Source organism: Actinotalea sp. Marseille-Q4924 (genome assembly GCF_916618755.1).
Taxonomy (GTDB): domain Bacteria; phylum Actinomycetota; class Actinomycetes; order Actinomycetales; family Cellulomonadaceae; genus Actinotalea.
In genome coordinates this window covers 93,143-118,324 of record NZ_CAKAKB010000003.1, presented here as the reverse complement: position 1 = coordinate 118,324, position 25,182 = coordinate 93,143, and the positions used below count along the sequence as shown (strand labels likewise).

Below are 25,182 nucleotides of genomic sequence, written 5' to 3'. Positions count from 1 at the left end.
TGGGATGCTGGTCAGGTGCGCATCCTGGTGATCGACGACGAGCGCGGCCTCGCGCGTGCCCTGCAGCGTGGGCTGGCGGCGGAGGGCTTCGCCGTCGACCTCGCCCACGACGGCATCACGGGGCTGGAGATGGCCACGCACGGCGACTACGACGCCGTCGTGGTCGACATCATGCTGCCCGGCAAGAACGGCTACGACGTCGTCACCGCGCTGCGGGAGCGCGAGGTGTGGACCCCCGTGCTCATGCTCAGCGCCAAGGACGGCGAGTACGACGTCGCGGACGGCCTGGACGTCGGCGCCGACGACTACCTCACCAAGCCCTTCGCCTTCGTGGTGCTCGTGGCGCGGCTGCGCGCGCTCATCCGACGTCCGCTGGCGCCGCGCCCGCCGGTGCTGACCGCCGGAGACATCGTCCTCGACCCCTCCGCCCGCACCGTGACGCGCGGCGGCGAGGCCGTCCAGCTGACTGTGCGGGAGCTGGCTCTGCTGGAGTACCTCATGCGCCACCACGACCGGGTCATCGGCAAGGTCGAGCTGCGCGACCACGTCTGGGACTCCCCCGGTGAGGACCTCAACGTCGTCGAGGTGTACGTCGGCTACCTGCGGCGCAAGCTCGGCCGCGACGCCGTGGTCACCGTGCGCGGCGCCGGGTACCGCATGGCGGCCTGAGCCGCCGTGCACGCGGGCACCGCACCGCCCGTCGAGCGACCTGACGCGGGTCGCGGGGACACCGGCAGGGACGGCGCCGACCCGTGGCGGAGCCGGTCCCTGCGGACCCGGCTCACCGTGCTCACCGCCGGCCTGCTCTGCGTCACGCTCATCGCGGGGGCGCTGACGCTGACGACCGTCCTGTCCCGCTCGCGCGTCGCCGAGCTCGACGGGATCGTCCGCGAACGGGCGACGACGACCGCGGAACTCGTCGCCTCCGACAGCCTGCCGGACGCGCTGCCGGTCGAGGAGCCCGGGGAGATCGTGCAGGTGCTCGACCGCGACGGGCTCGTCGTCGCCACCTCTCCCAGCGCCAGCCGCACGCTGCCCGTCCTGCCGCCGGACGAGATCGCCCGCCTGCGCGCCGCGACCGCCACGAGCGGGGTGGTCAGCCCGACGTCGCAGAGCGCCTACGACGGCCAGGCACGCGTCGCCGTCGTCCCGACGACGTGGCGCGGCGAGCAGGTCACCGTGGTCGCCACGATGCCGCTCGCCGAGGTCCAGGGACTGCTGCGGGCGCTGAGCCTGTCCCTGGTCGGCGTCGTGCCGACGCTCACCGGCATCCTCGCGGTGGCGGTGTGGCTGGTGCTGGGGCGCGCGCTGCACCCCGTCGAGCGGATGCGCTCCGCCGCCGCCCAGGTCGCCCGCGCCGGCGGCCCGGGCTCCCTTCCCGTCAGCCCCGCCGACGACGAGGTCTCCGCCCTCGCGCGCACGCTCAACGAGATGCTGGACCGGCTGGAGACGGCGTCGGCCCGGCAGCGGCGGTTCGTCGCCGACGCGGCCCACGAGCTGCGCTCGCCGCTGGCGACCCTCCGCGCGAGCCTGGAGGTGGCCCGGCAGCACCCGGAGGTCTACCGCACCGACGAGCTGGCCGACGACCTCGTCGGCGAGGTGCTGCGCATGCAGGGGCTCGTCGACGACCTCCTGCTCCTGGCGCGGGTCGGCTCCGCTCCCCGGACGCGGGAGGAGGTCGACCTCGTGGACGTCGCGCGCGACGCCGTCGGCGGGTCCGGCGCGGTCCTGCGCCGGCCGGACGTCCGCGTGGAGGTGGACGGGACCGGGTCCGCCGTCGGCGACGCGCCCGCGCTCGGCCGCGTGGTCCGCAACCTCGTGGACAACGCGGTGCGCCACGCCACCTCGCGGGTGCGCGTCACCGTCGGGCAGGGGTCGGTGACCGTCGACGACGACGGCGCCGGCATCCCCGCCCACGACCGTGACCGGGTGTTCGAGCGGTTCGTGCGCCTCGACGAGGCCCGCGAGCGCGAGGCGGGCGGGAGCGGGCTGGGCCTGGCGATCGTGCGCGAGATCGCCCGGGAGCACGGCGGCGACGTCACGCTGGCGGAGGCACCGCTGGGCGGGCTCCGCGCCCGCGTGGACGTCCCGCCGCCCTGAGCCGCAGGGAGGGGACGGCAGAGGGGACGGCAGAGGGCACGGCGGCGGGCCGGGACGGGTACGGTCGCACCGGACGACCCGACCACGCCGCCCACGAGGCGCGACCACGACCGGAGGCGCACGTGCCCCACGACCTGCTCCAGGACCTGCTCGCGGACGCGGAGGCGATGGCCGCGGAGCTGGCGGCGCTGCGCCACGACCTGCACCGGATCCCCGAGCAGGGACTCGAGGTGCCCATGACGCAGGCGCGCGTCCTGGCCGCGCTCGAGGGGCTGGGGCTGGAGGTCACGACCGGGACGGCCGTCGGCTCCGTGGTGGCCGTGCTGCGGGGCGCTCGCCCCGGGCCGGCCGTGCTCCTGCGCGGGGACATGGACGCGCTGCCCGTGACGGAGGAGACGGGTGAGCCGTTCACGAGCGAGCACACCGGCTTCATGCACGCGTGCGGGCACGACCTGCACGTCGCGGGGCTGGTGGGCGCGGCACGGCTCCTCGCCGCGCGCCGCGAGGAGCTGGCGGGCTCGGTCGTCCTCATGTTCCAACCGGGCGAGGAGGGCTTCCACGGCGCCCGGTACATGATCGACGAGGGTGTCCTCGACGCCGCGGGCGAGCGGGTCGTCGCCGCCTACGCCATCCACGTGGCGTCGTCCAACACCCCGCTGCGCGTCGTCACCGGCCGTGCGGGGACCGCGATGGCGGCGTCGGACCAGCTCTACGTGACCGTGCGCGGCCGCGGCGGCCACGGGTCGATGCCGCACCTCGCGGCGGACCCGGTGACGGTCGCCGCCGAGATCGTCCTGGCGCTCCAGACCGTCGTCACGAGGCAGTTCGACGCGCACGACCCCGTGGTGGTCTCCGTGGGGCGGGTGGCGGCCGGCACGACCGACAACGTCATCCCCGAGACGGCGCAGCTCGACGCGACCGTCCGGACGTTCTCCCGCGAGCACCACGAGGCCATCCCCGACCGGCTCGTGCGCGTCGCCGAGAACATCGCCGCGGCGCACGGCCTCACCGCGGAGGTCACGTACGAGCGCGGCTACCCGGTGACCGTCAACGACCCCGCCGAGGTGGACCGCGCGGAGCGGGTCACGCGCGCCGTCGTCGGGCCGGACGCGTACGAGACGGCGAAGCAGCCCGTCTCCGGTGCGGAGGACTTCGCCTACGTGCTGCAGGAGGTCCCGGGGGCCTTCCTCTTCCTCGGCGCGACGCCGGCCGGCGAGGACCCGGCGACCGCCCCGTACAACCACTCGCCGCAGGCGCGGTTCGACGACGCGGCGCTGCCCGTCGCCGCGGCCGTGCTCGCCGGGCTGGCGCTGGACCGGCTCGCCGAGGGCTGAGGACCACCATGGTGCTCGTCGTGGCGGCCGTGCTGCTCGCGGCCGCCGGCGTGCACATGGTGCGCCGGCACCGCATCCCGCCCGGCGCGGAGCCCCTGCCCGGGGAGGTGGTCGAGGTCGCCGTCAAGCGGTCCTCCATCTCGGGGAGCAGCCATCTGCTGTACGCCCCGACGGTCGCGTACCGCGACAGGGCCACCGGTGAGCGCCGGCTCCTGCCGCCGGCCTCGCACCAGCCGAGGGCGTACGAGGTCGGCGAGCAGGTCACCCTCATGCAGCTGCCGGACACCCGGGAGGTCCGTCTGCCGCTCCCCCAGCCGCGGCGCCAGATGGCGCTGCCGTTCGTCCTCAGCGCCCTCGCACTGGCGCTCGGCGTCGCCGACCTCGCCGGCTGAACCCTCAGGCGAAGGCCGACGCCGGCAGGTCCCGCTCGTCCGCCTCGACCGCCCGGACGACGCGGGCCGCGACGTCGTCGGGCGCCAGACCCTGCCCCAGCGGAGGCGCCTGACCGGCGATCGGCCGGCCCGCCAGCCCCGTCTCGGTGTGGGGCGGACGGATGTCGAGCACCCGGACCCTCCGACGGCGCAGCTCGTGGGCGAGCGCGGCGTCGAACCCGGTCAGGCCCGCCTTGGCGGCGGAGTAGGCCGCCATCCCCGCCGTGGGGCGCTCGGCGACGACGGCGCTCACGTTCGCCAGGAAGCCCCCGTCGGCGAGCACGGGCACCGCCGCACGCGCGAGCCGCACGGGCGCCACGAGGTTGAGCAGCAGGAGGGCGTCGAGGACGTCGTCGTCGAGCTCCGTCACGGGCCCGAAGGCGACCACACCCGCCGCGAACACGACACCGTCGAGCGCACGGGCCGCCGAGGCGGCGCCGACCACGTCGGCCGGTGCGGCCGGGAACGTCATGTCGGCCGCGTGCGTGCCCACGACGGCGTCGCCCAGCTCGCCGGCGAGGGCGTCGAGCCGGTCGGCGGACCGTGCGCTGAGGGACAGCCGGGCGCCGCGGTCGGCGAGCCGGCGGCTGATCGCCGAGCCGAGGCCGCCCGTCGCGCCGACGACGAGGACGTGCGCGGAGTCGAGTGCGGTCATACCGGTCAGCGTCGCAGCACGTCCGGCTGCCGGCGAGGCCCGGCGGACCCCGTCACAGGCGCCTGCCAGCCTGCGGTGCCCGGCCCCGTCGCGGCGGGCACCGCGCGCACGTCTACGCCTCAGGAGAAACCCCTCGTCCGTGTCGGTGCCCTGCGTGACACTGGTCCGGTGCTGATCCAGGTGCTCCGTGAGCGCACCCGCCCGTACCTCGCGCTCGTGGTGGTCGTGGCGGTCCTGCAGCTGGTGCAGGCCGTCGCGAACCTCTACCTCCCGAGCCTCAACGCGGACCTCATCGACCAGGGGATCGCCCAGGGGGACATCGGCCGGATCCTCCGGATCGGCGGCGTCATGCTCGTCGTCACCGCCGTGCAGGTCGTCTGCGCCGTGGGCGCCGTGTACGCCGGTGCGCGGGTGGCGATGTCCGTCGGCCGGGACCTGCGGGGCGCGGTGTTCGACCACGTCCAGACGTTCTCCGCGCGCGAGGTCGGCCGGTTCGGGGCGCCGTCGCTCATCACCCGGACGACGAACGACGTCTCGCAGGTGCAGCTCGTGCTGTACCTGGGCCTCACGCTCATGATCGCGGCCCCGGTGATGATGGTCGGCGGGGTCGTCATGGCGCTGCGGGAGGACGTGCGCCTGTCCTCGCTGCTCCTCGTCGTGGTGCCGGCGCTGGGCGCGGTGCTCGCGGTGGCCGTGTCGCGGATGCGCCCGCTGTTCCGGGCGATGCAGACGCGCCTCGACGCGATCAACAGGGTGCTGCGCGAGCAGATCACCGGCATGCGGGTGGTGCGGGCGTTCGTCCGTGAGGACCACGAGCGTGCGCGCTTCGACCGGGCGAGCACCGAGCTCATGGACGTGGCCGTCGGGGCCGGCCGGATCATGGCCCTGACCTTCCCGACGGTGTTCCTCGTGCTCAACGTCTCCAGCGTCGCGGTCATCTGGTTCGGCGCCCAGCTCATCGACACCGGAGCCATGCAGATCGGCTCGATGGTGGCCTTCCTCAGCTACCTCATGCAGATCCTCATGGCCGTGATGATGGCCGTGATGATGGTCATGATCATCCCCCGTGCCGAGGTGTCCGCCGAGCGCGTCACCGAGGTCCTGCGCGCCGAGAGCACCGTGGTGCCGGCCGTGGACCCCGTCCGGCCGCCGCCCCTGCGCGGCGAGGTCGAGCTGCGGGACGTGGAGTTCCGCTACCCCGGTGCCGCGGCGCCCGTGCTGCGCGGCGTCAGCCTGCGCGCCCGGCCGGGTGAGACGACGGCCGTGATCGGCTCGACCGGCTCGGGGAAGACGACGCTCCTGCAGATGGTGCCCCGCCTGCAGGACCCGACCGCGGGCGCGGTGCTCCTCGACGGCGTGGACCTGCGCGACCTGGACCTGGAGACCGTGTGGGGCGTGATGGGACTCGTCCCGCAGAAGGCGTTCCTGTTCTCCGGGACCGTCGCGTCCAACCTCCGTGACGGCGACGAGGAGGCCGACGACGACGCCCTGTGGCACGCCCTGGAGGTGGCCCAGGCGGCGGACTTCGTCCGCGGGATGGGCGGCCTCGGCGCCGCCGTCACGCAAGGGGGCACGAACGTCTCCGGGGGGCAGCGCCAGCGCCTGTCGATCGCCCGGGCGCTGGTCCGGCGGCCGCGCGTCTACCTCTTCGACGACGCCTTCTCCGCCCTCGACGTCGCGACCGACGCCGCCCTGCGGGCGGCGCTCGTGCCCGAGACGAGGGACGCGACGGTCATCGTCGTCGCGCAGCGGGTGAGCACGATCCGGCACGCCGACCACATCGTCGTGCTCGACGAGGGCGTCGTCGTCGGCGAGGGGACCCACCACGAGCTCATGGAGTCCAACGCGACGTACCGCGAGATCGTCCTGTCGCAGGTGACCGTGGAGGAGGCGGCATGAGCGCGCCGGCACGGCCTGCGACCGGGCACGGCGGGCACGGCGGTGGTGGGCACGGCGGTGGTGGGCACGGCGGTGCGGGGCACGGCGGTGCGAGCGGGCCCGGTCCGGGCGGCGGGCCGCCGCCCGGCGCCGGTGGCCGGCCGATGGGGCACGGGCCGATGGCGGCGGCCGTGCCCCCCGCCAAGCCGCTGCACTTCCGCGCGTCGCTGGGGCGCCTGCTCGGCGTCCTCGCTCCCGAGCGGGTCCGGCTCGCCACCGTCGGGCTGCTGACGGTCGGCTCCGTCGCCGCCCTGGTGGCAGGGCCGTACGTGCTGGGTCGGGCCACCGACGTCATCTTCTCCGGCGTGCTCGGAAGGCAGCTGCCCGCCGGCGCGACCCGGGAACAGGTCGTCGCCTCCCTCGAGGCGGCGGGGCAGGACGAGCTGGCGGCGATCGCCGCGACCGCGCCCGGGCTCGTGCCGGGCGAGGGCATCGACACCGGTGCGCTGGCCCGGATCCTCGTCGTGGCTCTCGCGCTGTACGCGGGCGCCTGGGTGCTGGGCTGGTTGCAGGGGCGGATCACCACGGGCGTGGTCCAGCGGACGGTGTTCGGCCTGCGGCGCGACGTCCAGGCCAAGCTCGACCGGCTGCCGCTGGCCGAGGTGGACCGGCGCGCCCGGGGTGACCTGCTCTCCCGGGTGACGAACGACGTCGACAACCTCGCCCAGACCCTGCAGCAGACGCTGAGCCAGCTCGTGCAGGCGGTCCTCACGGTGCTCGGCGTGCTCGCGATGATGCTGTGGATCTCGCCCGTGCTCGCCCTCGTGGCGGTCATCACGGTGCCCGCGGCGGGCCTGCTCACCGCCGTGATCGCCAAGCGCGCGCAGCCGCAGTTCGTCCAGCAGTGGGCGAGGACGGGGACGCTCAACGGCCACGTCGAGGAGATGTACACCGGCCATGCGCTGGTCAAGGTGTTCGGACGGCAGCGTGCGGTGTCCCAGCGCTTCCACGAGGAGAACGAGGCGCTCTACGACGCCGCCTTCCGGGCCAACGTCATCTCGGGCCTCATCCAGCCCGCGATGATGTTCCTGTCCAACCTGTCGTTCGTGGCCATCGCCGTCGTCGGGGGCCTGCGGGTGGCGGCCGGCGCGATCACCCTCGGCGACGTCCAGGCGTTCATCCAGTACTCCCGTCAGTTCACCCAGCCCATCACGCAGATCGCGTCGATGATGAACCTCCTCCAGTCGGGCGTCGCGAGCTTCGAGCGCGTGGTGGAGGTGCTGGACGCACCGGAGCAGTCACCGGACGTCGCGCCCGCCCCCGCGCCGGCGGACGGCACCCGTGCCCGCGGGAAGGTGACGTTCGAGCACGTGTCGTTCCGGTACGAGCCCGACGCGCCCCTCATCGACGACCTCTCCCTGGAGGTCGAGCCGGGCCGCACCGTCGCCATCGTCGGTCCCACCGGGGCGGGCAAGACGACCCTCGTCAACCTGCTCATGCGCTTCTACGAGATCGACGCGGGACGGATCACCCTCGACGGCGTGGACACCCGGCAGATGTCGCGGGCCGCCCTGCGCCGCAACGTCGGGATGGTGCTGCAGGACACGTGGCTGTTCGGCGGGACGATCGCGGAGAACATCGCGTACGGACGTCCCGACGCCACCGAGGACCAGGTCCTCGAGGCGGCTCGGGTCGCGCACGTCGACCACGTCGTCCAGGCGCTGCCGGACGGGTACGACACCGTGGTCGACGAGGAGGCCGGCAACCTCAGCGCGGGCGAGAAGCAGCTGGTGACCATCGCGCGCGCGTTCCTGGCCGACCCCGCGATCCTCGTGCTCGACGAGGCGACGTCGTCGGTCGACACGCGCACCGAGGTGCTCGTGCAGCAGGCGATGGCGCGGCTGCGCAGGCAGCGGACGTCGTTCGTCATCGCCCACCGCCTGTCGACGATCCGCGACGCCGACACGATCCTCGTCATGGACCGCGGCTCGATCGTGGAGCAGGGCAGCCACGAGGAGCTGCTCGCCGCCGACGGGGCCTACGCGGCCCTGCACCGGAGCCAGTTCGCGGCGGCGGTGGCGCCGGCCGACTGACCGGTGCCCGCGGGCCGGGGTCAGCGGTCGAGCAGCCCCCCGCCCACCCACGTCCGGATGGCGGCGACGTCCTGCGCGGTGAGGTCCATGCGAGCGCCGCGGCACAGGCCGAGGACGTTGTCCGCCCACGTCTGCGCGATGGTCCGGGCGTCGGGCCTCGCCGCCAGGTCGAGCCCGGCGTAGAGCACCCCGGCGATGACGGTGTTGACGGACGCCTTGCCGATCGCCTCCCCCGCGGCCTGGCACGCGTCGCGGACCCGTCGGGCCGTCTCCGGCCGGTCGAACGGGTGGGCCGCCACGTCGTCGGCGAGGGCCGTGAGGAGCGCGCGGTACCGCTCCGTCGGCAGGTTCGGGATCTCGGTCACCTCGACGACCTGACGCTGCAGCGGCGGCAGGTCCACGCCGCCCGCACCGGGCAGGTCCGCCTCGCTGAACCGGGCGGGGTCCCAGACGAACCCCGCCGACGCCGCGACCTCCGGCACCGCGGTGGCGAGCCAGGGGAAGAAGCTCCCCGCACCGTCCCAGTTCGTGGAGGCGAGCGCCGGCTCCGCCTTCTGGGCCGCCTGCGCGAGCGACCCGCCGTTGAGCGGCCGGTCCGCCGTCCGGACCTGGCGCAGCACGAGCGCGCGCGCCGGTCCGCCGCCGATGCCGCGGGACCTCGGCGGTGCACCCTCCTCGACCCCGGCGCGCCGTCGGCCCGTGCCGGCGCCTCCGGGGGTGCTGCCCTCGCCGCCGGCCGACCTGCCGGTGCCGGTCGCGGACGCGGTGGCCGTCTGCTCGACCACGGGGACCGGCACGGCGGCCACGGCCTCCGCGAGTCGCTCCGCCGTCGTCGGCAGGACGAGCTCGGTGAGGGCGTCGGCCGTGATGACGGTGTCCGCGACGGCGCGGTAGGCGCTCGCGGCCGGGCTCGCGGTGATGATGGTGACGCGGCGGTCGGCGGCGCGGAACCGGTGCGCCAGCGGGGTGAAGTCCGCGTCGGCGGAGACGATGACGAACTCGTCGTAGAACGTGGGCGCCGCGAGCGCGTCGACGGCGTCGAGCACGAGGTTGATGTCCGCGCTGCTCTTGCCCTGCTGCGTCAGCGACGGGCAGTCCACGACGCTGAAGCCGGCGCGCGTGAAGTTCGGCCGGAACTGCGAGAAGACCGACGGGTTGAGGTAGCACGCCCGGACGAGGAAGCGGCGGGTGAAGTCGCCGTCGTCGTCCGTGCCGCTCTCCAGCCCGGAGAGCCAGTGCCCCGGGTGCGTGGCGAAGGCCTCCGCGGCCGTCGGGTCGAGTCGCTGCAGCCCGATGTAGACGTTGTCGAAGTCGACGAAGAGGGCGCAGCGCAGGCGGCGGGAGGCCGCGTCGGTGGTGGTCACGCCCCCATCGTGGTGCACGGGTCGATCACGGACCACCGCCGCCCTCGCTGCGGTGGTCCGGGGCCGGGCGAGGTGCGGGCCGATCCCGGCGGGCGCGCCAGCGACGGAGGTCCCGTGCGGGCCGCCGTCGGGCGCCTAGCGTGGGAGGACGGGAGGTGGCGTGATGGAGCAGACCGACATGGTGGTTCTCACCGACGCGGAGGCGTGGGACGTCCTGCAGCGGCAGTCCCTGGGGCGACTGGCGTACCAGGTCGCCGGCGAGGTGTACCTCGTCCCCGTGAACTTCGTCGTGGACGGCGATCGCGTCGTCTTCCGGACGGCCGAGGGCAGCAAGCTCTTCGGGACGACCGTCAACCACGGCGTGGCGTTCGAGGTCGACGACGTGGTGGCCGACCACGCCGTGAGCGTCGTCGTGCGGGGGACCGCGCGTCACCTCAAGGGCGACGCCGCGGACCGTGCGGAGGCCTTGCCGCTGCGCCCGTGGGTGGGCACGGACAAGACCCAGCTCGTCGCGATCAGCGTCGAGGAGATCACCGGCCGGCGCTTCCACGTGGACCTGCCGGGTGCCGACGAGCCGACGATCTGACCCGCCCGTCCGTGGGTGACCGGGACGCGGCCGACGACGTCGCGGTGCAGCGCCTGCTGCGCCGGCTGGACCGGATCGGCGCGGCCCTCGCGGCCGACGGCCGCGCGCTCGCGCTGCTGGGGCTGGGATCCGTCGGTCTCGAGCGGGACCGCCTGGACCGGTGGTCGGACCTGGACTTCTTCGTCGTCGTCGGACCGGGCGCGAAGGGCCCGATGATCGAGGACCTCTCCTGGCTGACGGGGGTCGCCCCGGTGGCGTACGCGTTCCGCAACACGCCGGACGGCTACAAGCTCCTCTACCGCGACGGCGTCCTGTGCGAGCTCGCGGTCTTCGAGCCGCACGAGCTCCCCGGCATCCCGTTCGCGGCCGGGCGTGTCGTGTGGGCGCAGGAGGGCTTCGACACGACGCTCCTGCGACCGGTGCGCACCGCACCGGCTCCCCCGCCGGTCGACGTCGCGTGGGCCACCGGTGAGGCGCTCACCGCCCTCTACGTCGGGCTGGGGCGGTACCACCGCGGTGAGCGGCTCGCCGCGGCGCGCCTCGTGCAGTCGCACGCGGTGGACCGTGTGCTGGAGATCGCCGCGTCGGTCGAGATGCCGACGGCGGCGCCCGTCGACCCCTTCGCGCCGGAGCGGCGGGCGGAGCGGCGGCTGCCGCTCACGGCGCAGCACCTCGCGACGTTCGTGCAGGGCTACGACAGGACGCCGCAGTCGGCCCGGGCCGTCCTGGGATGGCTGGACGAGCACGTCGACGTGGACCCGGCGATGCGAGCCGCGGTGCTCGCGCTCTGCGCCGACTGAGCCGCTTCGACGCGCCGACCGAGCCGCCTCGACGCAGCGCCGCACGAGCCGCCGGCGCGCCCGGGGCCCGTCGCCGGCGCGTGACGGCCCGGTCGCCCTCCCTGCGAGGGCGACCGGGCCCGGTCCCGGCGGGCTCAGTGGGCCATGACCACCTTGAGCGCCTTGGTCGCCGCGGCGTCGCCGAAGGTCTCGTAGGCGTCGAGGACCTTGTCGAAGCCGAACCGGTGCGTCACGAACTTCTCGACCGGCAGCTTCTGCTGCTTCACCAGCTTGAGGAGCATCGCGAGGGTCGTCGTGTTCACGAGCCCCGTGGTGATCGTCAGGTTGGCGATCCAGAGGTCCTGGAGCGGGAGCTCGACCGGGTGGCCGTGCACGCCCACGTTCGCCACGTGGCCACCGGGCCGCACCATGTCGGTGCACATGCGGAACGTCGCGGGGATGCCCACGGCCTCGACGGCGACGTCCACGCCGTAGCCGTCCGTCAGGGCGAGGACCTGCTCCTTCCAGTCGGCGGCACCGGAGTCGACCCCGTGCGTCGCGCCGATCGTCTTCGCCATCTCGATCCGGTTCTCGTCCAGGTCGATCGCGATGATCTGGGCCGCGCCGTAGAGGCCGGCGGTCGCCATGACGGCGAGACCCACGGGTCCCGCGCCGACGACGGCGACGGTGTCGCCCGGCTTCACGGCGCCGTACTGCACACCCATCTCGAAGCCTGTCGGGAAGATGTCCGACAGCAGGACGGCCGCCTCGTCCGGCACGCCCTCCGGCAGCGCGTACAGCGAGCTGTCGGCGAAGGGGATGCGCACGTACTCGGCCTGGGTGCCGTCGATGAGGTGGCCGAGGATCCAGCCGATCCCTGAGGCGCCCTCGTCGGCGAGGCAGTGCGAGGGGTTGCCGCTGCGGCAGTACACGCACACGCCGCACGACGTGATGCAGGCGATGATCACCCTGTCGCCGACCTTGTGGTTCTGGACCGAGGCACCGACCTCGACGATCGTGCCGACGCCCTCGTGGCCGAGGATCCGGCCCTCCGTCACGCTGGCCACGTCGCCCTTGAGGATGTGCAGGTCCGTGCCGCAGATGGTCGTGGTGTCGACCTTCACCACGGCGTCCGTGGGCGCCTTGATGTGCGGGTCGGGGACGTCCTCCCAGGCCTTCGAGCCGGGCCCGTGGTAGACGAGAGCCTTCATGGTGACCTCCAGTCGCCGTCGACCGCTGGGGGCGGGGTCCCCGCCCCTGTCCCCCAGGGAACGCCCGACGGCGGGCGTGGCGTGAGGGACGAACGTCCTCGGATCGGCGGCGGGCGGTCGGCTAGGCCAGACGGTCGAGGTAGCGCAGGATGAGCCCCTCGCGCAGCGCCCACGGCGAGACCTCGAGCTCCCGCACCCCGAACGCGCGCATCGCGGCGGCGAGCACGATGCCTCCCGCGACGATCTGGAAGGTCCGGTCCTGGGTGATGCCGGGCAGGGCGGGGCGGGCGTCGGCCGGCATCTTCGCCAGGCGCGGCACCCAGTCCTCCAGCTGGTCGAGCCGGAGCAGGCGGCGGTCCTGGGCCCCGACGCCGTCCGCCACCGACCCGGCCAGCCGTGCCAACGAGCGGATCGTCTTGGAGGACCCGACGACGTGCTCGGGCTTCGGGGCGTCGGAGAACGCCTTCACGGTCTTCTTGAGGACGCCGGCCGCGTGCTCCCGCAGCTCGTCCATCTGCTTCGAGGTCGGTGGGTCGTCGTGGAGGAAGCCGATCGTGGACCGGCCGGCACCGAGCGGGACCGACACCGCCACCTCGGGCTCCTCCTCCCCGCCCGCAGCGATCTCCAGGGAGCCGCCGCCGATGTCCAGCAGGAGGATCTCCCCCGCCGACCACCCGTACCAGCGGCGGACGGCGAGGAAGGTGATCCGGGCCTCGTCGTCGCCCGACAGCACCTGCAGGCGCACCCCCGTCTCGGACTCCACGAGGTCGAGGACCTCCTGGCCGTTGGGCGCCTCGCGCAGCGCCGACGTCGCGAAGGGCAGGAGCTCGTCGATCTTGGAGCGTTCGGTGTGGCGGCACGCCTCGCGCACCGCCGCCAGGACCGCCTCCACCCCCTCGTCGCTGATCCGGCCCGACGGCTCGAGGTACCGCATCAGGCGGAGCACCGACTTCGTGGACGACTGCGGCACCGGCGGGGCGCCGCGGTGCGCGTCGACGACGAGGAGGTGGACGGTGTTGGAGCCGACGTCGAGCACACCCAGTCTCATGGACGCACGGTAGTGCCGCGTACGCTGACCGCGGCGTCGACACCCACACCCTTGGAGCCCACGTGCACGACGACCTCCGCGAGGACGGCGTCCGCGTCGCACCCGGCGCCGACCGCGGGCCACTCCTGCGGCCGCGCCTCGACGTCCGGGAGATCGCGGGAGCCGTCGGCGACGTCGGGGTGCTGGTCCCGATCGCGGTCGCCATGATCGTCGTCAACGGCCTCTCGGCGACGGCCGCGCTGCTCCCCGCGGGCGTGCTCTACATCCTCTCCGGGCTGTACTACCGCGTCCCGGTCCCCGTGCAGCCGCTCAAGGCCTTCGGCGCGATCGCCATCGCCGCCCGGCTCGGCCCGGACGAGATCGCCGCCGGCGCGCTGCTCATGGGCGTGGTCTTCCTCGTCCTCGGCGCCACCGGGCTGCTGGACCGGGCGGCGCGCGTCTTCCCGCTGCCCCTCGTGCGCGCGGTCCAGCTGTCCGTGGGTCTGCTGTTCCTCGAGGTGGCGACCGGACTCGTCACCGCGCCACCGACCACGTTCGCCGACCACACCCGCCCCACCGCCTACCTCGTCGGTGGGGCCCTCCTGGTCGCGGTCCTGGCCGCGCTGCTGCGGCGGTACGCCGTCAGCCTCGCGCTCGTGGCGGTGGGCGTCGTCGTCGTGCTCGTCACGGGCCCCGGTGCGGTGGCTCTCGGGCCGGCCCCGCTCGACGCGCCGGACCTGTCGTGGTCCGTCGTCGCCGTGGCCGCCGTGACCCTCACGCTGCCGCAGATCCCCTTGACGTTCGCGAACTCCTGCATCGGCGCGGCCGAGGCGGCCCGCACCTACTACGGGGCGGCGGCGCGGCGGGTGACCCCCAACCGCCTCGCCATCAGCCTCGGGCTCGCCAACGTCGGCGTGGGGGCGGTGAGCGGGATGCCCGTGTGCCACGGCGCCGGCGGGTTCACGGCCCACCGCGCCTTCGGAGCCCGGACCGGCGGGGCGTCGATCGCGATCGGCACGCTGCTCGTCGGGCTGGCGCTGGGCGTCGGGGCGGGGCTCGGACCCGCGCTGCAGGCCTTCCCCCTGCCCGTGCTCGCGGGGCTGCTGGCCGTCGCCGGTGTCCTGCACATGACGCTCCTGCGCGACCTGCGCCGACCGGTCGACTGGGCGTTCGCCGTGGTCGTGGGCGTGCTGGGCGTGGTGCTCAACCTCGCCGTCGCCCTCGTCCTGGGGCTCCTCGCATGGTGGCTGGTGGCGCGCCTGGACGCCCGGCGCCGCGGGACGCCCTGATGCCGACCGCCGCGGCCGGGACGCCCGACCCTGCGGAGGCCTTCCTCGACGACCTGCGCACCTGGACGCCGGTGGACGACGGCCAGCGCCGGCTGGCCGCCCGCTACGCGTCGCTCGTGCGCACCCTCGGGCCCGCGGCGCTCTCGCGTGACGGAGGGCCGGAGCACCTCACCGGCTCGTGCTGGATCCTCACGCCCGACCTGAGCCGGGTGCTGCTCTGCTTCCACCGCAAGGGCCGGTTCTGGGTGCAGACGGGTGGGCACGCCGAGGCGGCGGACACCTCGCTGGCCATGACCGCGTTGCGGGAGGCGCGCGAGGAGAGCGGCATCGCCGGGCTCCGGCTCGTCGGCGCCGTCGGTGACCGGCTGCTCCCCGCGGAGCTCGACCGGCACGAGCTGGGCGCGTCGTTCGGCCGGTGCCGGGCGCACTGGGACGTCGGCTACGTCGCCCTCGCCCCCGCCGACGCGACGCCTGCCGTCAGCGACGAGAGCGAGCACGTCGCGTGGTTCGACGTCTCGGCTCTGCCGGCGGACGCGGCGCCCGGGCTCGCCGAGCGGCTCCGCCTGGCACTCCTCGAGCTCCACGCACGCGCGGCGACGTAGGTCCGACGACGGGACGCGTCACCGTCGCAGCGGGGCGCCCCTCAGCGGCGCGGCCACGACCACTCCGGCCCCTCGAAGGCGAGGCTGCCGACGACGCCCGTCGCGCCGCCGTCCTTGTGCAGCTCGAGGAGGTCCGCGTCCGCACGCAGCGCCCGGACGAGCTCGCCGGAGTGCGTCACGACGACGACCTGCGAGCGCGTCGCCGCGTCCGCCACCAGGGCGGCGAGCGCCGGCATGAGGCTGGGGTGCAGGCTCGCCTCGGGCTCGTTGAGGACCAGGAGCGCCGGCGGGCGCGGGGACAGCAGCGCCGCGGCGAGCAGCAGGAAGCGCACGGTGCCGTCGGAGAGCTCGGCCACGCCCAGGGGCCGCCGCACGCCCGGCTGGTCCAGCGTGAGGCGGCAGCCGCCGTCGGCGTCCTCGCCGACCTGGAGGGTGCATCCCGGGAACGCGGCGTCCACCGCGCTGTCGAGCGTCTGCGCCACGCCGACCCGCTGGATCGTCAGCAGCGCGGCGGCCAGGTCAGCGCCGTCGGCCGCCAGCACCGGCGTGAACGTGGCGACCCCCGGCCGCCGAGCGGGCGCGTCGGCATCGGTGCGGACGTGGTCGTAGAAGCGCCACCGCCGCGCCTGCTCCCGGATCGCGTAGAGCTCGGGGGCCTCCGCCGGGTCCGCGAGCGTCGCGACGAGCGACTCGTGCGCGCGCACCTGCCACGGGGCGACGACCAGCTCCCCGTCGCGGTCCCGGATCCGCACCCGGGGGCCCTTCCGGTCGGCGAGGACGGCGCCGGCGCGCAGGTGCGGACCCGCCCACACGACCTCGGACTTCACCTCGGGGTCGAGCGGGAAGGGCGTCGGCGGCTGCGGCATGCCGAGGTCGACGGCGTACGACAGGTCGTCGTCGGCGAACCCCAGGCGGAGGGACACGCGCTCACCGGTCCACGGCCCCGCGTGCAGCGCCGACCGGAGGCCGCCCTCGCGCGCGAGGCTGGACAGCGCGCCGTCCCGCGTCAGGTCGGCGAGCAGCCGCAGCGCACGGTAGACGCTCGTCTTGCCCGAGCCGTTCGGCCCGGTGACCACGGTCAGCGTCCCCAGACCGACGACGAGGTGGCGCAGCGAGCGGTACCCCTCGACGGCGATCGTCCGGATCATCGCCGAACCGTACGCCCCGGCACCGACCGCGCGGCGGCCGCCCCGCTCAGCGGACCGGCATGACGACCCGGGTCCGCCAGCGCGCCGGGTCCGGCTCGGCATCCGGGCCGTCGAGGTACTCCTCCCACATGACGTCGCGCGCGACGAGCCCGCGTCCGGACATCCACTGCTCCAGACGCGCATAGGTGTCCCGCAGGGTGTCGTAGGGACCGACGTGCACGGTGACCACGGCGGGGCCCTCCGGCAGCCGCACGTCCGCCAGGCCGTCCCCCGGCGCCGGGGCGTCGAGCGGCACGGGGAACCCCGCCGTGACGTCGACCCGGTCGGTGACGTCGCCGCGGTACAGCGCCACCGCCGGCCCGGACGGCGGCGCACCCACGGCCGCCACCGCCGCGGCCGCGGTCCCGAAGGCACGACCGAAGAAGTCCGTGAGGTCCGGCACCGCGACCACCTCGTGCACCCCCACGAGCCGCCCAGGCGCCAGGTCCACCGTCTCCACGTCCATGTCGTCCTCCTCCCCGATGTCGCGCCGCCGGCCACCGGCGACTCCCCCAGGCCACGCCCGTCGAGCAGTCCGGTCCAGGTACCAACGTCCCCGGCGGTGCCCACCCGCCGCGGCTCGACGTGCCGACGACGGCGGGGCGTCGTTCACTGGGAGGACCACGAGCTCGAGGAGGAGCCATGAGCGCCGACGCCTTCGGACACGGGACCCGCGCGATCACCCTGGTGAGGGAGGGCATGGCCGTCGTGGACGTCGACGGCCACAAGCTGGGCAAGGTCAAGGACGTGCACCTGGGGGACCCGGACGCCGTGACCGCCGAAGGGCAGGAGACCCTCCTCGGCGACGACGGCCCTCCCGCCTCCGCGGCGCACTGGCTGGCCCGCACGGGCTACCTGCGCATCCACAAGGGGCTGCTCGGGGGTGACACCTGGGTGAGCGGCGACGACGTCGCGTCGGTGGACGACGACGAGACGGTCCACCTGTCGATCGACGAGGGGCGCCTCGTCCGCTGAGCCGACCCGACGACGGTCACTCGTCGCCGAGACGCACCTCGGCGACGACCCCCGTGCCGCGCAGCTCATGCAGCCGCGCGACCGTGTCCGCGCGCAGCACCCAGGGGTCCACCGTCGTCACGTGGATCCCCGTCGCGCCCTCGAACCCCGCGGCCGTCGCGTCGCGCCACTTCAGGACGACGTTCCACGGCAGCCGCTCGGCGGCGTCGGGCGGGCGGTGGTGCCACTCCTCGTTCGACGGCATCGCGACACCCGTCGCGGCGTGCAGCGCGTGCAGCAGGTCCGACATCCCCCGGACCTGCTCGTCGTCGTGCTCCCACGGCAGCCGGTCGTCCAGCGACCACACCTCGAACGCGGGGTAGGTGTGCCCGACGCCGGCCAGCGCGACGGCGTGGTCCGTCCGCGCGACGACGAGCCCGCGCTCCTCGGCGTGGGCCAGCACCCGGCGACGCACCACGTCGGGGTCCTCGCGCAGCCGGCGCAGGACCGCAGCCGTGCGCGGCCCGGGCTCGTCGATGGCGATGACCTGCTTGTGCAGGTGGTCGAACGACGCCCCGGCCGGGCGCAGCCAGTTCTGGAACGCGACGACGTACCGGGCGTGCGGCTGCTCGGCGTACAGCGAGCGCACCGCGTCGAGCGTGAAGGCGACGAACCGGTGGTGCTCGTCCGGCGTCATCGTGCCCGGACCGGCCAGCTCGTCCTCGAACCGCGCCCCGTCCACGTGGTGCCTGCGGGCGGCGACGACGTCGTGCGCCCCGGCGAACAGGTCGACCGCACGCTCCAGCCGGGCGTCGTCCGGGAGCGCGGCCCAGGCGGCGTCGTCGACGCCCTCCGCCGCGGCACGCCGGCGCAGCACCCCGAGCACGTGCTCGCGACCGAGCGGCTGGGCGACGTAGGCCGCCGCCCGCGCCTGCACCTCGTCGGGCACCGCCCAGCCGTGGTCCGTCCGCCAGTAGTCCACCGACAGGATCTCGAAGAGGTTGGCGAACCGGCGCAGCTCGGGCTCCGTCGCTCCGAGCGCGGACGCAGGGACGTGCCGCTGGACCTCCCCGGTCGACAGCATCCGCGCCTTCTCCGGCGGCGTCTCCAGGTGCCGTCCGGGGCAGAACGCGCAGACCCGCCCCGCCGCGGCGGCGTCGAGCGGCCGCCGCGGACCCTCACCGGGCCGGTCGTGGTGCGGCCGGTGGGCCCGACGCGGCACCGTCCACACCTCGGTGCCGGTCAGCGGGGAGCGGTGCTTGAGGGTCCCGTCCGGGAGCCGCACCACCACCGGCGGGTCGTCCTCCCCCGCGGCACCGAGCGCTGCCTCGAGGCGGTCGAGGAGCTCCGTCTGCGCCCCGACGACGACCTCGCGGGCCTGCGCCAGCGGCCACCACCGGAACCTGTCGATCTCCGGGAACGTCTGCACCCGCCCGGACCGCGGCGGCCAGGGCATCTCGAAGGTGCCGCTGACGGCGGCGCCCGCGTCCAGGTCGGCCTCCACGGCCCAGGCCGTGACCTCCTTGCCACCCTTCTGCCGCACGGTCCCGAGGGGCAGTCGCCGCCCCGGCGGGGGCTCGAGGCCCGTCTCCTCGGCGAACTCGCGGTCGGCCGCCGTGTCCGCGTCCTCGTCGTCGTCGTGCTCGCCCTTGAGGACCGTCCACGCGCCCTCCTCCTTGCGCGCCCAGAGGGGCCCGCCCATGTGGCCGAGGAAGACCTCGACGACGCCGTCCCGCCGGCGGTACGGGAGGAGTCCCGCGCTGCGTCGCACCATGGGCCCATCCTGGTGCCCGCATCCCCCTGAGGGAGGACTGAGGGCGCGCGCGGCGTCGGACCTGCGGACCTCGACGCGCTCCCGGACCGGGGCGAGGATGGGGGCATGTCGTCGCGACCCCGCCGTCCCCGCCCAGGCGTCCGCTGGGCCTTGCCCGCCGGACTCGCGGTCGCCGTCGTCGGTGCGGGGCTGGTGGCCCCCGTCGTCGCCTCCGCCGCGCCGGACCTGCCCGACCGCACGGCGACGGAGCTCCTGGACGACCTGCAGTCCGCCGAGGTCGAGGGGCTGTCCGGCACGCTGGTTCACCGCGCGGACCTCGGCCTGCCGTCGTTGCCGGGGATCTCGGCGGACGCCGGCCCCGGGTCCTCCACGGACGCCATGTCGCTCCTCGAGGGTGAGCACACCCTGCGGGTCTGGGCGCTCGGGCCCGATCGCTCGCGCGTCTCGCTGCACGGCCGGATGGGCGAGCTGACCGTGGTCGCCGACGGCGAGGACCTGTGGACGTGGTCGAGCGACGACCGCCTCGCCACCCGCTACCTCCTGCCCGACGACGGCCCGGGCACGCCCGCGGCGGACCTGCGCGCCCGTGTCGACGCCGCGGTGCCGCCGCTGACGCCGCGCGAGGTGAGCGACCTCGTCCTGCAGGCGCTCGAGCCGTCGACCGACGTCACCGTCGGTGAGCCGGTGACGGTCGCGGGCCGACCCGCCCACCAGCTCGTCCTCACCCCGCGCGGCGAGGGGTCGCTCGTGGCGTCCGTCCGGATCGCCGTCGACGCCGCGGACCGGGTGCCCACGCGCGTCCAGGTCTTCGCGGTCGGCCACGCCGCGCCGGCCCTCGAGGTCGGGTTCACGAGCCTCAGCCTCGTGCCGCCGGCCGAGGACACCGTCACGTTCACGCCGCCGCCGGGTGCGACGGTCGAGGAGGTCGACCTCACGGCCCGCCACGGCGACGGCCCCGCCCCGGCGCCCGGCGACGCTGCGGCGGACGGCGCCGCTCCGGGCCCTGGAGGCGTGCCGGACGCCACGACGGACGCGGAGCCGCAGCTCGTGGGCGACGGCTGGTCGTCGGTGCTCGTGGCGGCGCTGCCCCCGGGAGCGCTGGACCGGCTCGCCGGCGGCGGCGCGGGCGAGGCGCCCGGCGACGACGGCGGTGCGCCCTTCGGTCCGGGGCACGGCGGGGAGGACGAGACCGGGTCGACCGCCGCCCAGGCAGCCGCGCTCCTGAAGTCCCTGCCGGCCGTGTCCGGTGAGTGGGGCTCGGGCCGGCTGCTCACGTCGCGCCTGCTCAGCGTCCTCGTCACCGACGACGGCCGGGTGCTCGTCGGCGCGGTGGACCGCGCCACGCTCGAGGCGGCCGCGGCCGCCGCCCCGCCCGGGCCGACCGGGTGAGCGCCCCCGCCCTCGACGTCCCCCTCGCACCGGCTCCGCCGACGGACCTCGCCCTGGCGACCCGCGGACTGACGAAGCGCTTCCGGTCGGGCCAGGTCGCCGTCGACGGGGTCGACCTCGCCGTGCCGCACGGGGCCGTCTACGGCTTCCTCGGCCCCAACGGCTCGGGCAAGACGACGACGATCCGCATGCTGCTCGGCCTCCTGCAGCCGACGGCGGGCGAGCGCTTCCTGCTCGGTCACGCCATGCCCGACGACGCCGCGGCGGTCCTCCCGCGCGTCGGCGCCCTCGTCGAGGGGCCGGCGTTCCACCCCTACCTGTCCGCTGTCGAGAACCTGCGGCGTCTCGACGCCGCCGACCGCACCACCGACCCGCGCACCCTCGACCGGCGGATCGGCGCCGCGCTGGAGCGGGTCGGGCTGGCGGCCGCGGCGGGCAAGCGCTACCGGCACTACTCGCTCGGCATGCGGCAGCGACTGGGCCTCGCGGCGGCCCTGCTGCGCCCGCGCGACCTGCTCGTCCTCGACGAGCCCACCAACGGGCTGGACCCGCAGGGTACCCGCGAGGTGCGGTCCCTCCTGCTCGAGCTCGCGGCGTCCGGCTCGACCGTCGTGCTCTCCACCCACCTGCTGTCCGAGGTGGAGCAGGTGTGCACGCACGTGGGCGTCATGCACCGGGGCCGGCTCGTCGCGCAGGACGCCCTGCCCGACCTGCGCGCGCGGAGCGCCGCCGTCGTCGCCGTCCGCTCGAGCGACCCGGCGGGCGCCGCGAGGGTGCTCGACCGCCTGGGCCTCGCGGCCGTGGCCCTCGACGCCGACGCCGTCACCGCCACGCTGGGCGCCACCGCCCCGGAGGACGTCGTCGTCGCGCTCGTCCGGGCGGGCGTGCCGGTGCGTGGCCTGGAGGTCCGCACCGCCGACCTGGAGGAGATGTTCGTCGAGCTCACCGGGGAGGGCTTCGATGTCAGCGGCTGAGGCGGTGCGGCCCGTCGTCGCCGACGACGCCGGCCCTCGGGGCGCGACGTGGCGGCTCTTCGTGTCCGAGCTGCGGCTCATCTACCGGCGGCGCCGCAACATCGCGGGCGCCGTCGTGCTCGCCGCCGTCCCCGTGATCATCGCGGTGTCGATCCGGGTGTCGGGCTCCGGCGACGGCGACTCGTTCCTCTTCGGCCAGATCACGGTCAACGGCCTCTTCGTCGCGCTCGCCGCGCTCTTCGTCCAGATGCCGTTCTTCCTGCCGACGGCGGTCGCGACGATCGCCGGGGACGCCGTCGCGGGCGAGGCCAACCAGGGCACCCTGCGCTACCTGCTCGTCGTCCCGGTCGAGCGGACCCGGCTGCTGCTCGTGAAGCTCGCCGCGATGGTCGTCTTCGCCGCCTCCGCGACGCTGCTCGTCGCCGGCGTCGGCGGCACGGTCGGGGTCGCCCTCTTCGGGACGGGCCCGCTGCCGACCATCTCGGGCACGACCCTCACGTTCGCCGAAGGGCTCGGGCGCGTGCTCCTGGTCTGCGGGTACCTGACGCTGTGCCTGGTGGCGCTGGGTGCGATCGGCCTGTTCATCTCCACGCTCACCGAGCAGCCGCTCGCGGCGACCATCGCCGTGCTCGTGGTGGCGCTGACCAGCCAGATCCTCGACGCGCTGTCCCAGCTCGAGCCGATCCACGAGTACCTGCCGACGCACTGGTGGTTCGCGTTCGCGGACCTGCTGCGTGACCCCGTCGCGACGGAGGCCCTGCTCCCCGGCGTGGTGTCCGCCCTCGCCTACACCGCCGTCTTCACGGCGGCCGCGTGGGCGCGGTTCACCACGAAGGACATCAGCTCCTGAGAGCGGCGCTGCTCACCGCGGTGCGGTGAGCGGTGTCGCGAGGCGCGCGAGCGCAGCCAGGACGACCCGGGCGGAGCGGTCGGCGGCGTCGTCGACGTGGGTGAGGAAGTCGCCGTCGGCGGCGGGTCCGCACAGGTCGGAGACGCCCCGCACGGAGACGAACGCGGTGCGGTGCACGAAGCAGGCGTGGGCCAGGGCCGTGGACTCCATGTCCGTCGAGAGCGCGTCGGGGAAGGCCGACCGCAGGTGCTCGACCCGGGACGCCTCGACGAAGGTGTCGCTGGAGACCATGGTGCCCGCCCGCAGCGTGAGGTCAGGCGCCTCCACGGTGGCGCCCTCGGCCACGGCGTCCACGAGGCCGCCGTCGGCGGTGTAGGCCGCCGGCATGCCCGGGACCTGTCCGAGGACGTACCCGAACGCCCGGGCGTCGGCGCTGGAGTAGACGTACCGCTCCCCGACGACGACGTCGCCGACGCGCACGTCGCTGCCGAGGCCGCCCGCGCTGCCGGCGCTGATGACGACGCGCGTGCGAGCGGTCGCCACCACGACGGCGACCGCGGTGGCCGCGTTGACGAGACCGATGCCGCTCCGCACGAGGAGCACCGCCCTGCCGTCGACCTCCAGCATGCGCTCGACGGCGCCGCCCACCTGCACCGGGTCACCGACGCGCGTCGCGCGGTCGAGGAACGGGGCGGCCTCGTCGTCCATCGCGACGACGACGGCGGCGGCCACCTCGGGCCCGCCCCGCGAGGGCGGCGGCACGGTCACGCCGTCGCCCGCGTCACCGTGCTCCACTCCGCGCGCGCGGCGAGGAAGCGCCGTGCCGCGTCCTGCGCGCCGGTGAGCGTGTGGTTGGCACCCCAGCCGCACTGCGTCTCGTTGGCGGCCGGCACCTCCTGGGCCCGGGTGACGTCCTCGAGCGTCGCGGCGATGAGGTCCTGGACGTCCCCGTCCGCCCACTCGCCGGAGAGGATGAGGTAGAAGCCGGTCTGGCAGCCCATCGGGGAGAAGTCGATGACCCGGTCCGAGTGGTTGCGGGAGTGCTCGGCGAAGAGGTGCTCCAGGGAGTGGACCACCGGCATCTCGAGGTGCGCCACGTTCGGCTGGGCGAAGCGGACGTCGTACTTGCTGAGCACGTCCCCGGCGGGCAGGACCTTGCGGTCGGCCAGGCGCACGTACGGCGCCGCGACGGTGCGGTGGTCGAGGTTGAAGGACTCGACGTTCATCTTCGGCTGGTCCACCGGTGTGCTCCCTCATCGGTACGGTCCACGTCCGTCCCCACGACGGAACGCCCTCCCCCAGTGTTCCGTACGGCCGGCCCGGCAACGGCAGAGGGCGGCACCGCGCGGTGCCGCCCTCTGTGCCGTGCCTGCTCGGGGGATCAGTCCCAGAACTGCGGCAGGTCGTCGTCCTCGTCGTCGACGGGGATGGTGTCGGGGCGGGGGGTGAGCGTGGTCATGTCCCTACTCTCGGCAGTCGGCGACGCCCCGTCGGAGGACTTTCGTCATACGACTCCTGGGACCTCCGTCGCGGCCGGCGGGGTCCCGTCCGTGGTCGTCGTCGGCTCCCGGCACGCGCCGCCCCCGCTCAGCGGGACGGGCTGCGGCCCCCGTCGTCGTGCGTCTCGTGGGCGACGTGCCGCTCACGGCCGTCGTCGTACCCGTCGGAGGAGCCCGGGGTGCCGTCGTCCCGGCGAGCGTCGTGGTCCGTGCCGCGGTCCGTGTCGTGGTCCGTCCCGCGGTCCGTGCGACCGTCGTGCCTGCCGTCGCCCGGCCGGTCGGGGTCGATCTCGTCGGCGCGGCGCAGCCGTTCCTCCACGTCGTGCCTCGGCGTCGCGAGCTCCTCCTGACGCTCCCGCGCCTGGGCCTGCAGGCGTGCGGCGTCGGCGGAGCGGCTGTCCGCCTCGGCCTGCGCCATGCGCGCGTGCGCGTCAAGGCGCTCCGCCTCCGCCTGCCGCTGCTGCAGCTCCACCTGGTCGGCCTCGGCGCGACGACGCAGCTCGGCGGCCTCGTGCCGCTGCTTCTCCACGCGGCGCTCGGAGCTACGGCGCGACCACCACAGGGCCAGCCCGATGATCAGGGCGAGCACCAGCACGGCCACCACGATCCACACGATCGTCCCGGTCTCCATCGTCCTCACCTCTCGTCGGCGGCGGGGGCGTGATCGCCACCGTCGACTCGATTGGACGGCCACCGGGCAGGAGCCGCAACTCCAAACGGTCAGGCCTCCAGCACGTCACCGCCCTCGACACGCACCTCGAACGGCACCAGCGGCTCGGTCGCCGGCCCCTCGAGGGGCTCCCCGGTGGCGACGTCGAACACCGATCCGTGGCACGGGCACGCTAGCTCGCTGCCGGCGGGCGCGACGGTGCACCCCTGGTGGGTGCAGACCGAGCTGTAGCCGACGACCTCGCCCTCGACCGGCTGGGCCACGAGGACCTTGAGCCCCGAGGAGCTCGTCACGAGGACGGCGCCACCCACCGGCACGTCCGCGAGAGCCGTGAGAGCACCGGAGCCCGCACCGTCGTCGCCTCCGGTGGTCGCACCCTCGTCCGGCTCCGGCGCCCCGCCCTCAGCGGGCCGGTCACCGCCGGACGCGCCGCAAGCCGCGAGGAGGCAGGCCCCGGCGGCCGCTCCGGCGGCTCCGGTGAGGACGTGGCGTCGGGTGGGGCTCATGGGGACTCCTTCGGGTGGGCGGGCGGCCGA

At 75.1% G+C, this 25,182-nt stretch carries 25 protein-coding genes; 14 read left to right on the top strand and 11 right to left on the bottom strand.

Going from position 1 to position 25,182, the window contains the following annotated elements:
• The first annotated feature begins 15 nt into the window (after nucleotides 1-15).
• The 4 genes from LG379_RS07220 (at nucleotide 16) to LG379_RS07205 (ending at nucleotide 3,826) form a co-directional block, all read left to right on the top strand.
• Entirely contained in the window at nucleotides 16-669 is a 654-nt protein-coding gene (locus tag LG379_RS07220; protein ID WP_225753920.1) for a response regulator transcription factor, read from the top strand.
• A 6-nt stretch (nucleotides 670-675) separates the two neighbouring features.
• Entirely contained in the window at nucleotides 676-2,100 is a 1,425-nt protein-coding gene (locus LG379_RS07215) for a cell wall metabolism sensor histidine kinase WalK (RefSeq protein ID WP_225753919.1), read from the top strand.
• Nucleotides 2,101-2,267: 167 nt separating this feature from the next.
• Nucleotides 2,268-3,434 carry a M20 family metallopeptidase gene (locus LG379_RS07210; RefSeq protein ID WP_225754886.1) on the top strand — a complete coding sequence of 389 codons (1,167 nt, stop codon included), beginning with the start codon at nucleotides 2,268-2,270 and terminating at the stop codon, nucleotides 3,432-3,434.
• An 8-nt stretch (nucleotides 3,435-3,442) separates the two neighbouring features.
• Nucleotides 3,443-3,826 (top strand): DUF3592 domain-containing protein, encoded by a 384-nt coding sequence (locus LG379_RS07205; protein WP_225753918.1) that lies wholly within the window; start codon nucleotides 3,443-3,445, stop codon nucleotides 3,824-3,826.
• Nucleotides 3,827-3,830: 4 nt separating this feature from the next.
• Here LG379_RS07205 and LG379_RS07200 read toward each other — a convergent pair whose 3' ends face one another.
• On the bottom strand, nucleotides 3,831-4,520 hold the full coding sequence (locus tag LG379_RS07200; RefSeq protein ID WP_225753917.1) for an SDR family oxidoreductase: 690 nt from the start codon (nucleotides 4,518-4,520) through the stop codon (nucleotides 3,831-3,833).
• A gap of 168 nt (nucleotides 4,521-4,688) precedes the next feature.
• Between LG379_RS07200 and LG379_RS07195 the strand changes: the two genes are divergently transcribed.
• Nucleotides 4,689-6,419, top strand: coding sequence for an ABC transporter ATP-binding protein (locus tag LG379_RS07195; protein WP_225753916.1), 1,731 nt, complete (start codon nucleotides 4,689-4,691; stop codon nucleotides 6,417-6,419).
• 143 nt (nucleotides 6,420-6,562) lie between these two features.
• Nucleotides 6,563-8,491: an ABC transporter ATP-binding protein gene (locus tag LG379_RS07190; RefSeq protein ID WP_225754885.1), complete on the top strand. Its 1,929-nt coding sequence runs from the start codon at nucleotides 6,563-6,565 to the stop codon at nucleotides 8,489-8,491.
• Nucleotides 8,492-8,511: 20 nt separating this feature from the next.
• Here LG379_RS07190 and LG379_RS07185 read toward each other — a convergent pair whose 3' ends face one another.
• Nucleotides 8,512-9,855 (bottom strand): NYN domain-containing protein, encoded by a 1,344-nt coding sequence (locus LG379_RS07185; protein WP_225753915.1) that lies wholly within the window; start codon nucleotides 9,853-9,855, stop codon nucleotides 8,512-8,514.
• Between the two features lie 163 nt (nucleotides 9,856-10,018).
• Between LG379_RS07185 and LG379_RS07180 the strand changes: the two genes are divergently transcribed.
• Together LG379_RS07180 and LG379_RS07175 are read left to right on the top strand one after the other, a co-directional pair.
• Nucleotides 10,019-10,441: a pyridoxamine 5'-phosphate oxidase family protein gene (locus tag LG379_RS07180; RefSeq protein WP_225753914.1), complete on the top strand. Its 423-nt coding sequence runs from the start codon at nucleotides 10,019-10,021 to the stop codon at nucleotides 10,439-10,441.
• 11 nt (nucleotides 10,442-10,452) lie between these two features.
• Nucleotides 10,453-11,241, top strand: coding sequence for a hypothetical protein (locus LG379_RS07175; protein WP_225753913.1), 789 nt, complete (start codon nucleotides 10,453-10,455; stop codon nucleotides 11,239-11,241).
• A gap of 134 nt (nucleotides 11,242-11,375) precedes the next feature.
• On the opposite strand, the gene LG379_RS07170 is transcribed toward LG379_RS07175, so the two are convergent.
• Together LG379_RS07170 and LG379_RS07165 are read right to left on the bottom strand one after the other, a co-directional pair.
• On the bottom strand, nucleotides 11,376-12,431 hold the full coding sequence (locus LG379_RS07170) for a zinc-dependent alcohol dehydrogenase family protein (protein ID WP_225753912.1): 1,056 nt from the start codon (nucleotides 12,429-12,431) through the stop codon (nucleotides 11,376-11,378).
• A 121-nt stretch (nucleotides 12,432-12,552) separates the two neighbouring features.
• A complete protein-coding gene (locus LG379_RS07165) occupies nucleotides 12,553-13,479 on the bottom strand; it encodes a Ppx/GppA phosphatase family protein (RefSeq protein ID WP_225753911.1) in 927 nt (308 codons plus the stop codon).
• Nucleotides 13,480-13,541: 62 nt separating this feature from the next.
• On the opposite strand from LG379_RS07165, the gene LG379_RS07160 reads away from it, so the two are divergent.
• Nucleotides 13,542-14,747, top strand: coding sequence for a putative sulfate/molybdate transporter (locus LG379_RS07160; RefSeq protein WP_225753910.1), 1,206 nt, complete (start codon nucleotides 13,542-13,544; stop codon nucleotides 14,745-14,747).
• A complete protein-coding gene (locus tag LG379_RS07155; RefSeq protein WP_225753909.1) occupies nucleotides 14,747-15,349 on the top strand; it encodes an NUDIX hydrolase in 603 nt (200 codons plus the stop codon). Before LG379_RS07160 ends, LG379_RS07155 begins: the two co-directional genes overlap by 1 nt.
• A gap of 41 nt (nucleotides 15,350-15,390) precedes the next feature.
• Here LG379_RS07155 and LG379_RS07150 read toward each other — a convergent pair whose 3' ends face one another.
• Both LG379_RS07150 and LG379_RS07145 read right to left on the bottom strand, forming a co-directional pair.
• Nucleotides 15,391-16,497: an AAA family ATPase gene (locus LG379_RS07150; protein WP_225753908.1), complete on the bottom strand. Its 1,107-nt coding sequence runs from the start codon at nucleotides 16,495-16,497 to the stop codon at nucleotides 15,391-15,393.
• A gap of 46 nt (nucleotides 16,498-16,543) precedes the next feature.
• Nucleotides 16,544-17,002 (bottom strand): GyrI-like domain-containing protein, encoded by a 459-nt coding sequence (locus LG379_RS07145; RefSeq protein ID WP_225753907.1) that lies wholly within the window; start codon nucleotides 17,000-17,002, stop codon nucleotides 16,544-16,546.
• A 176-nt stretch (nucleotides 17,003-17,178) separates the two neighbouring features.
• Between LG379_RS07145 and LG379_RS07140 the strand changes: the two genes are divergently transcribed.
• Nucleotides 17,179-17,511 carry a hypothetical protein gene (locus LG379_RS07140; RefSeq protein ID WP_225753906.1) on the top strand — a complete coding sequence of 111 codons (333 nt, stop codon included), beginning with the start codon at nucleotides 17,179-17,181 and terminating at the stop codon, nucleotides 17,509-17,511.
• A gap of 16 nt (nucleotides 17,512-17,527) precedes the next feature.
• On the opposite strand, the gene LG379_RS07135 is transcribed toward LG379_RS07140, so the two are convergent.
• Nucleotides 17,528-19,264, bottom strand: a complete 1,737-nt coding sequence (locus tag LG379_RS07135; protein WP_370634463.1) for a DUF4921 family protein — start codon at nucleotides 19,262-19,264, stop codon at nucleotides 17,528-17,530.
• 105 nt (nucleotides 19,265-19,369) lie between these two features.
• Between LG379_RS07135 and LG379_RS07125 the strand changes: the two genes are divergently transcribed.
• Genes LG379_RS07125 through LG379_RS07115 form a run of 3 tightly spaced genes read left to right on the top strand, consistent with a single transcriptional unit; the run spans nucleotide 19,370 to nucleotide 22,477 of the window.
• Nucleotides 19,370-20,653, top strand: a complete 1,284-nt coding sequence (locus LG379_RS07125; RefSeq protein ID WP_225753905.1) for a hypothetical protein — start codon at nucleotides 19,370-19,372, stop codon at nucleotides 20,651-20,653.
• The gene (locus LG379_RS07120; RefSeq protein ID WP_225753904.1) at nucleotides 20,650-21,627 is read left to right on the top strand and encodes an ABC transporter ATP-binding protein; all 978 of its coding nucleotides are present in this window, start codon (nucleotides 20,650-20,652) and stop codon (nucleotides 21,625-21,627) included. The genes LG379_RS07125 and LG379_RS07120 overlap by 4 nt, the downstream gene beginning before the upstream one ends.
• The gene (locus tag LG379_RS07115) at nucleotides 21,614-22,477 is read left to right on the top strand and encodes an ABC transporter permease (protein WP_225753903.1); all 864 of its coding nucleotides are present in this window, start codon (nucleotides 21,614-21,616) and stop codon (nucleotides 22,475-22,477) included. Before LG379_RS07120 ends, LG379_RS07115 begins: the two co-directional genes overlap by 14 nt.
• Nucleotides 22,478-22,489: 12 nt before the next feature.
• On the opposite strand, the gene mtnN is transcribed toward LG379_RS07115, so the two are convergent.
• The 4 genes from mtnN to LG379_RS07095 form a co-directional block, all read right to left on the bottom strand.
• A complete protein-coding gene (gene mtnN, locus LG379_RS07110; protein ID WP_225753902.1) occupies nucleotides 22,490-23,245 on the bottom strand; it encodes a 5'-methylthioadenosine/S-adenosylhomocysteine nucleosidase in 756 nt (251 codons plus the stop codon).
• Nucleotides 23,242-23,703, bottom strand: a complete 462-nt coding sequence (locus LG379_RS07105; protein ID WP_225754883.1) for an S-ribosylhomocysteine lyase — start codon at nucleotides 23,701-23,703, stop codon at nucleotides 23,242-23,244. The genes mtnN and LG379_RS07105 overlap by 4 nt, the downstream gene beginning before the upstream one ends.
• Before the next feature lie 361 nt (nucleotides 23,704-24,064).
• Entirely contained in the window at nucleotides 24,065-24,607 is a 543-nt protein-coding gene (locus LG379_RS07100) for a hypothetical protein (protein ID WP_225753901.1), read from the bottom strand.
• Between the two features lie 89 nt (nucleotides 24,608-24,696).
• Nucleotides 24,697-25,152 carry a Rieske (2Fe-2S) protein gene (locus tag LG379_RS07095; RefSeq protein WP_225753900.1) on the bottom strand — a complete coding sequence of 152 codons (456 nt, stop codon included), beginning with the start codon at nucleotides 25,150-25,152 and terminating at the stop codon, nucleotides 24,697-24,699.
• Nucleotides 25,153-25,182: the final 30 nt, after the last annotated feature.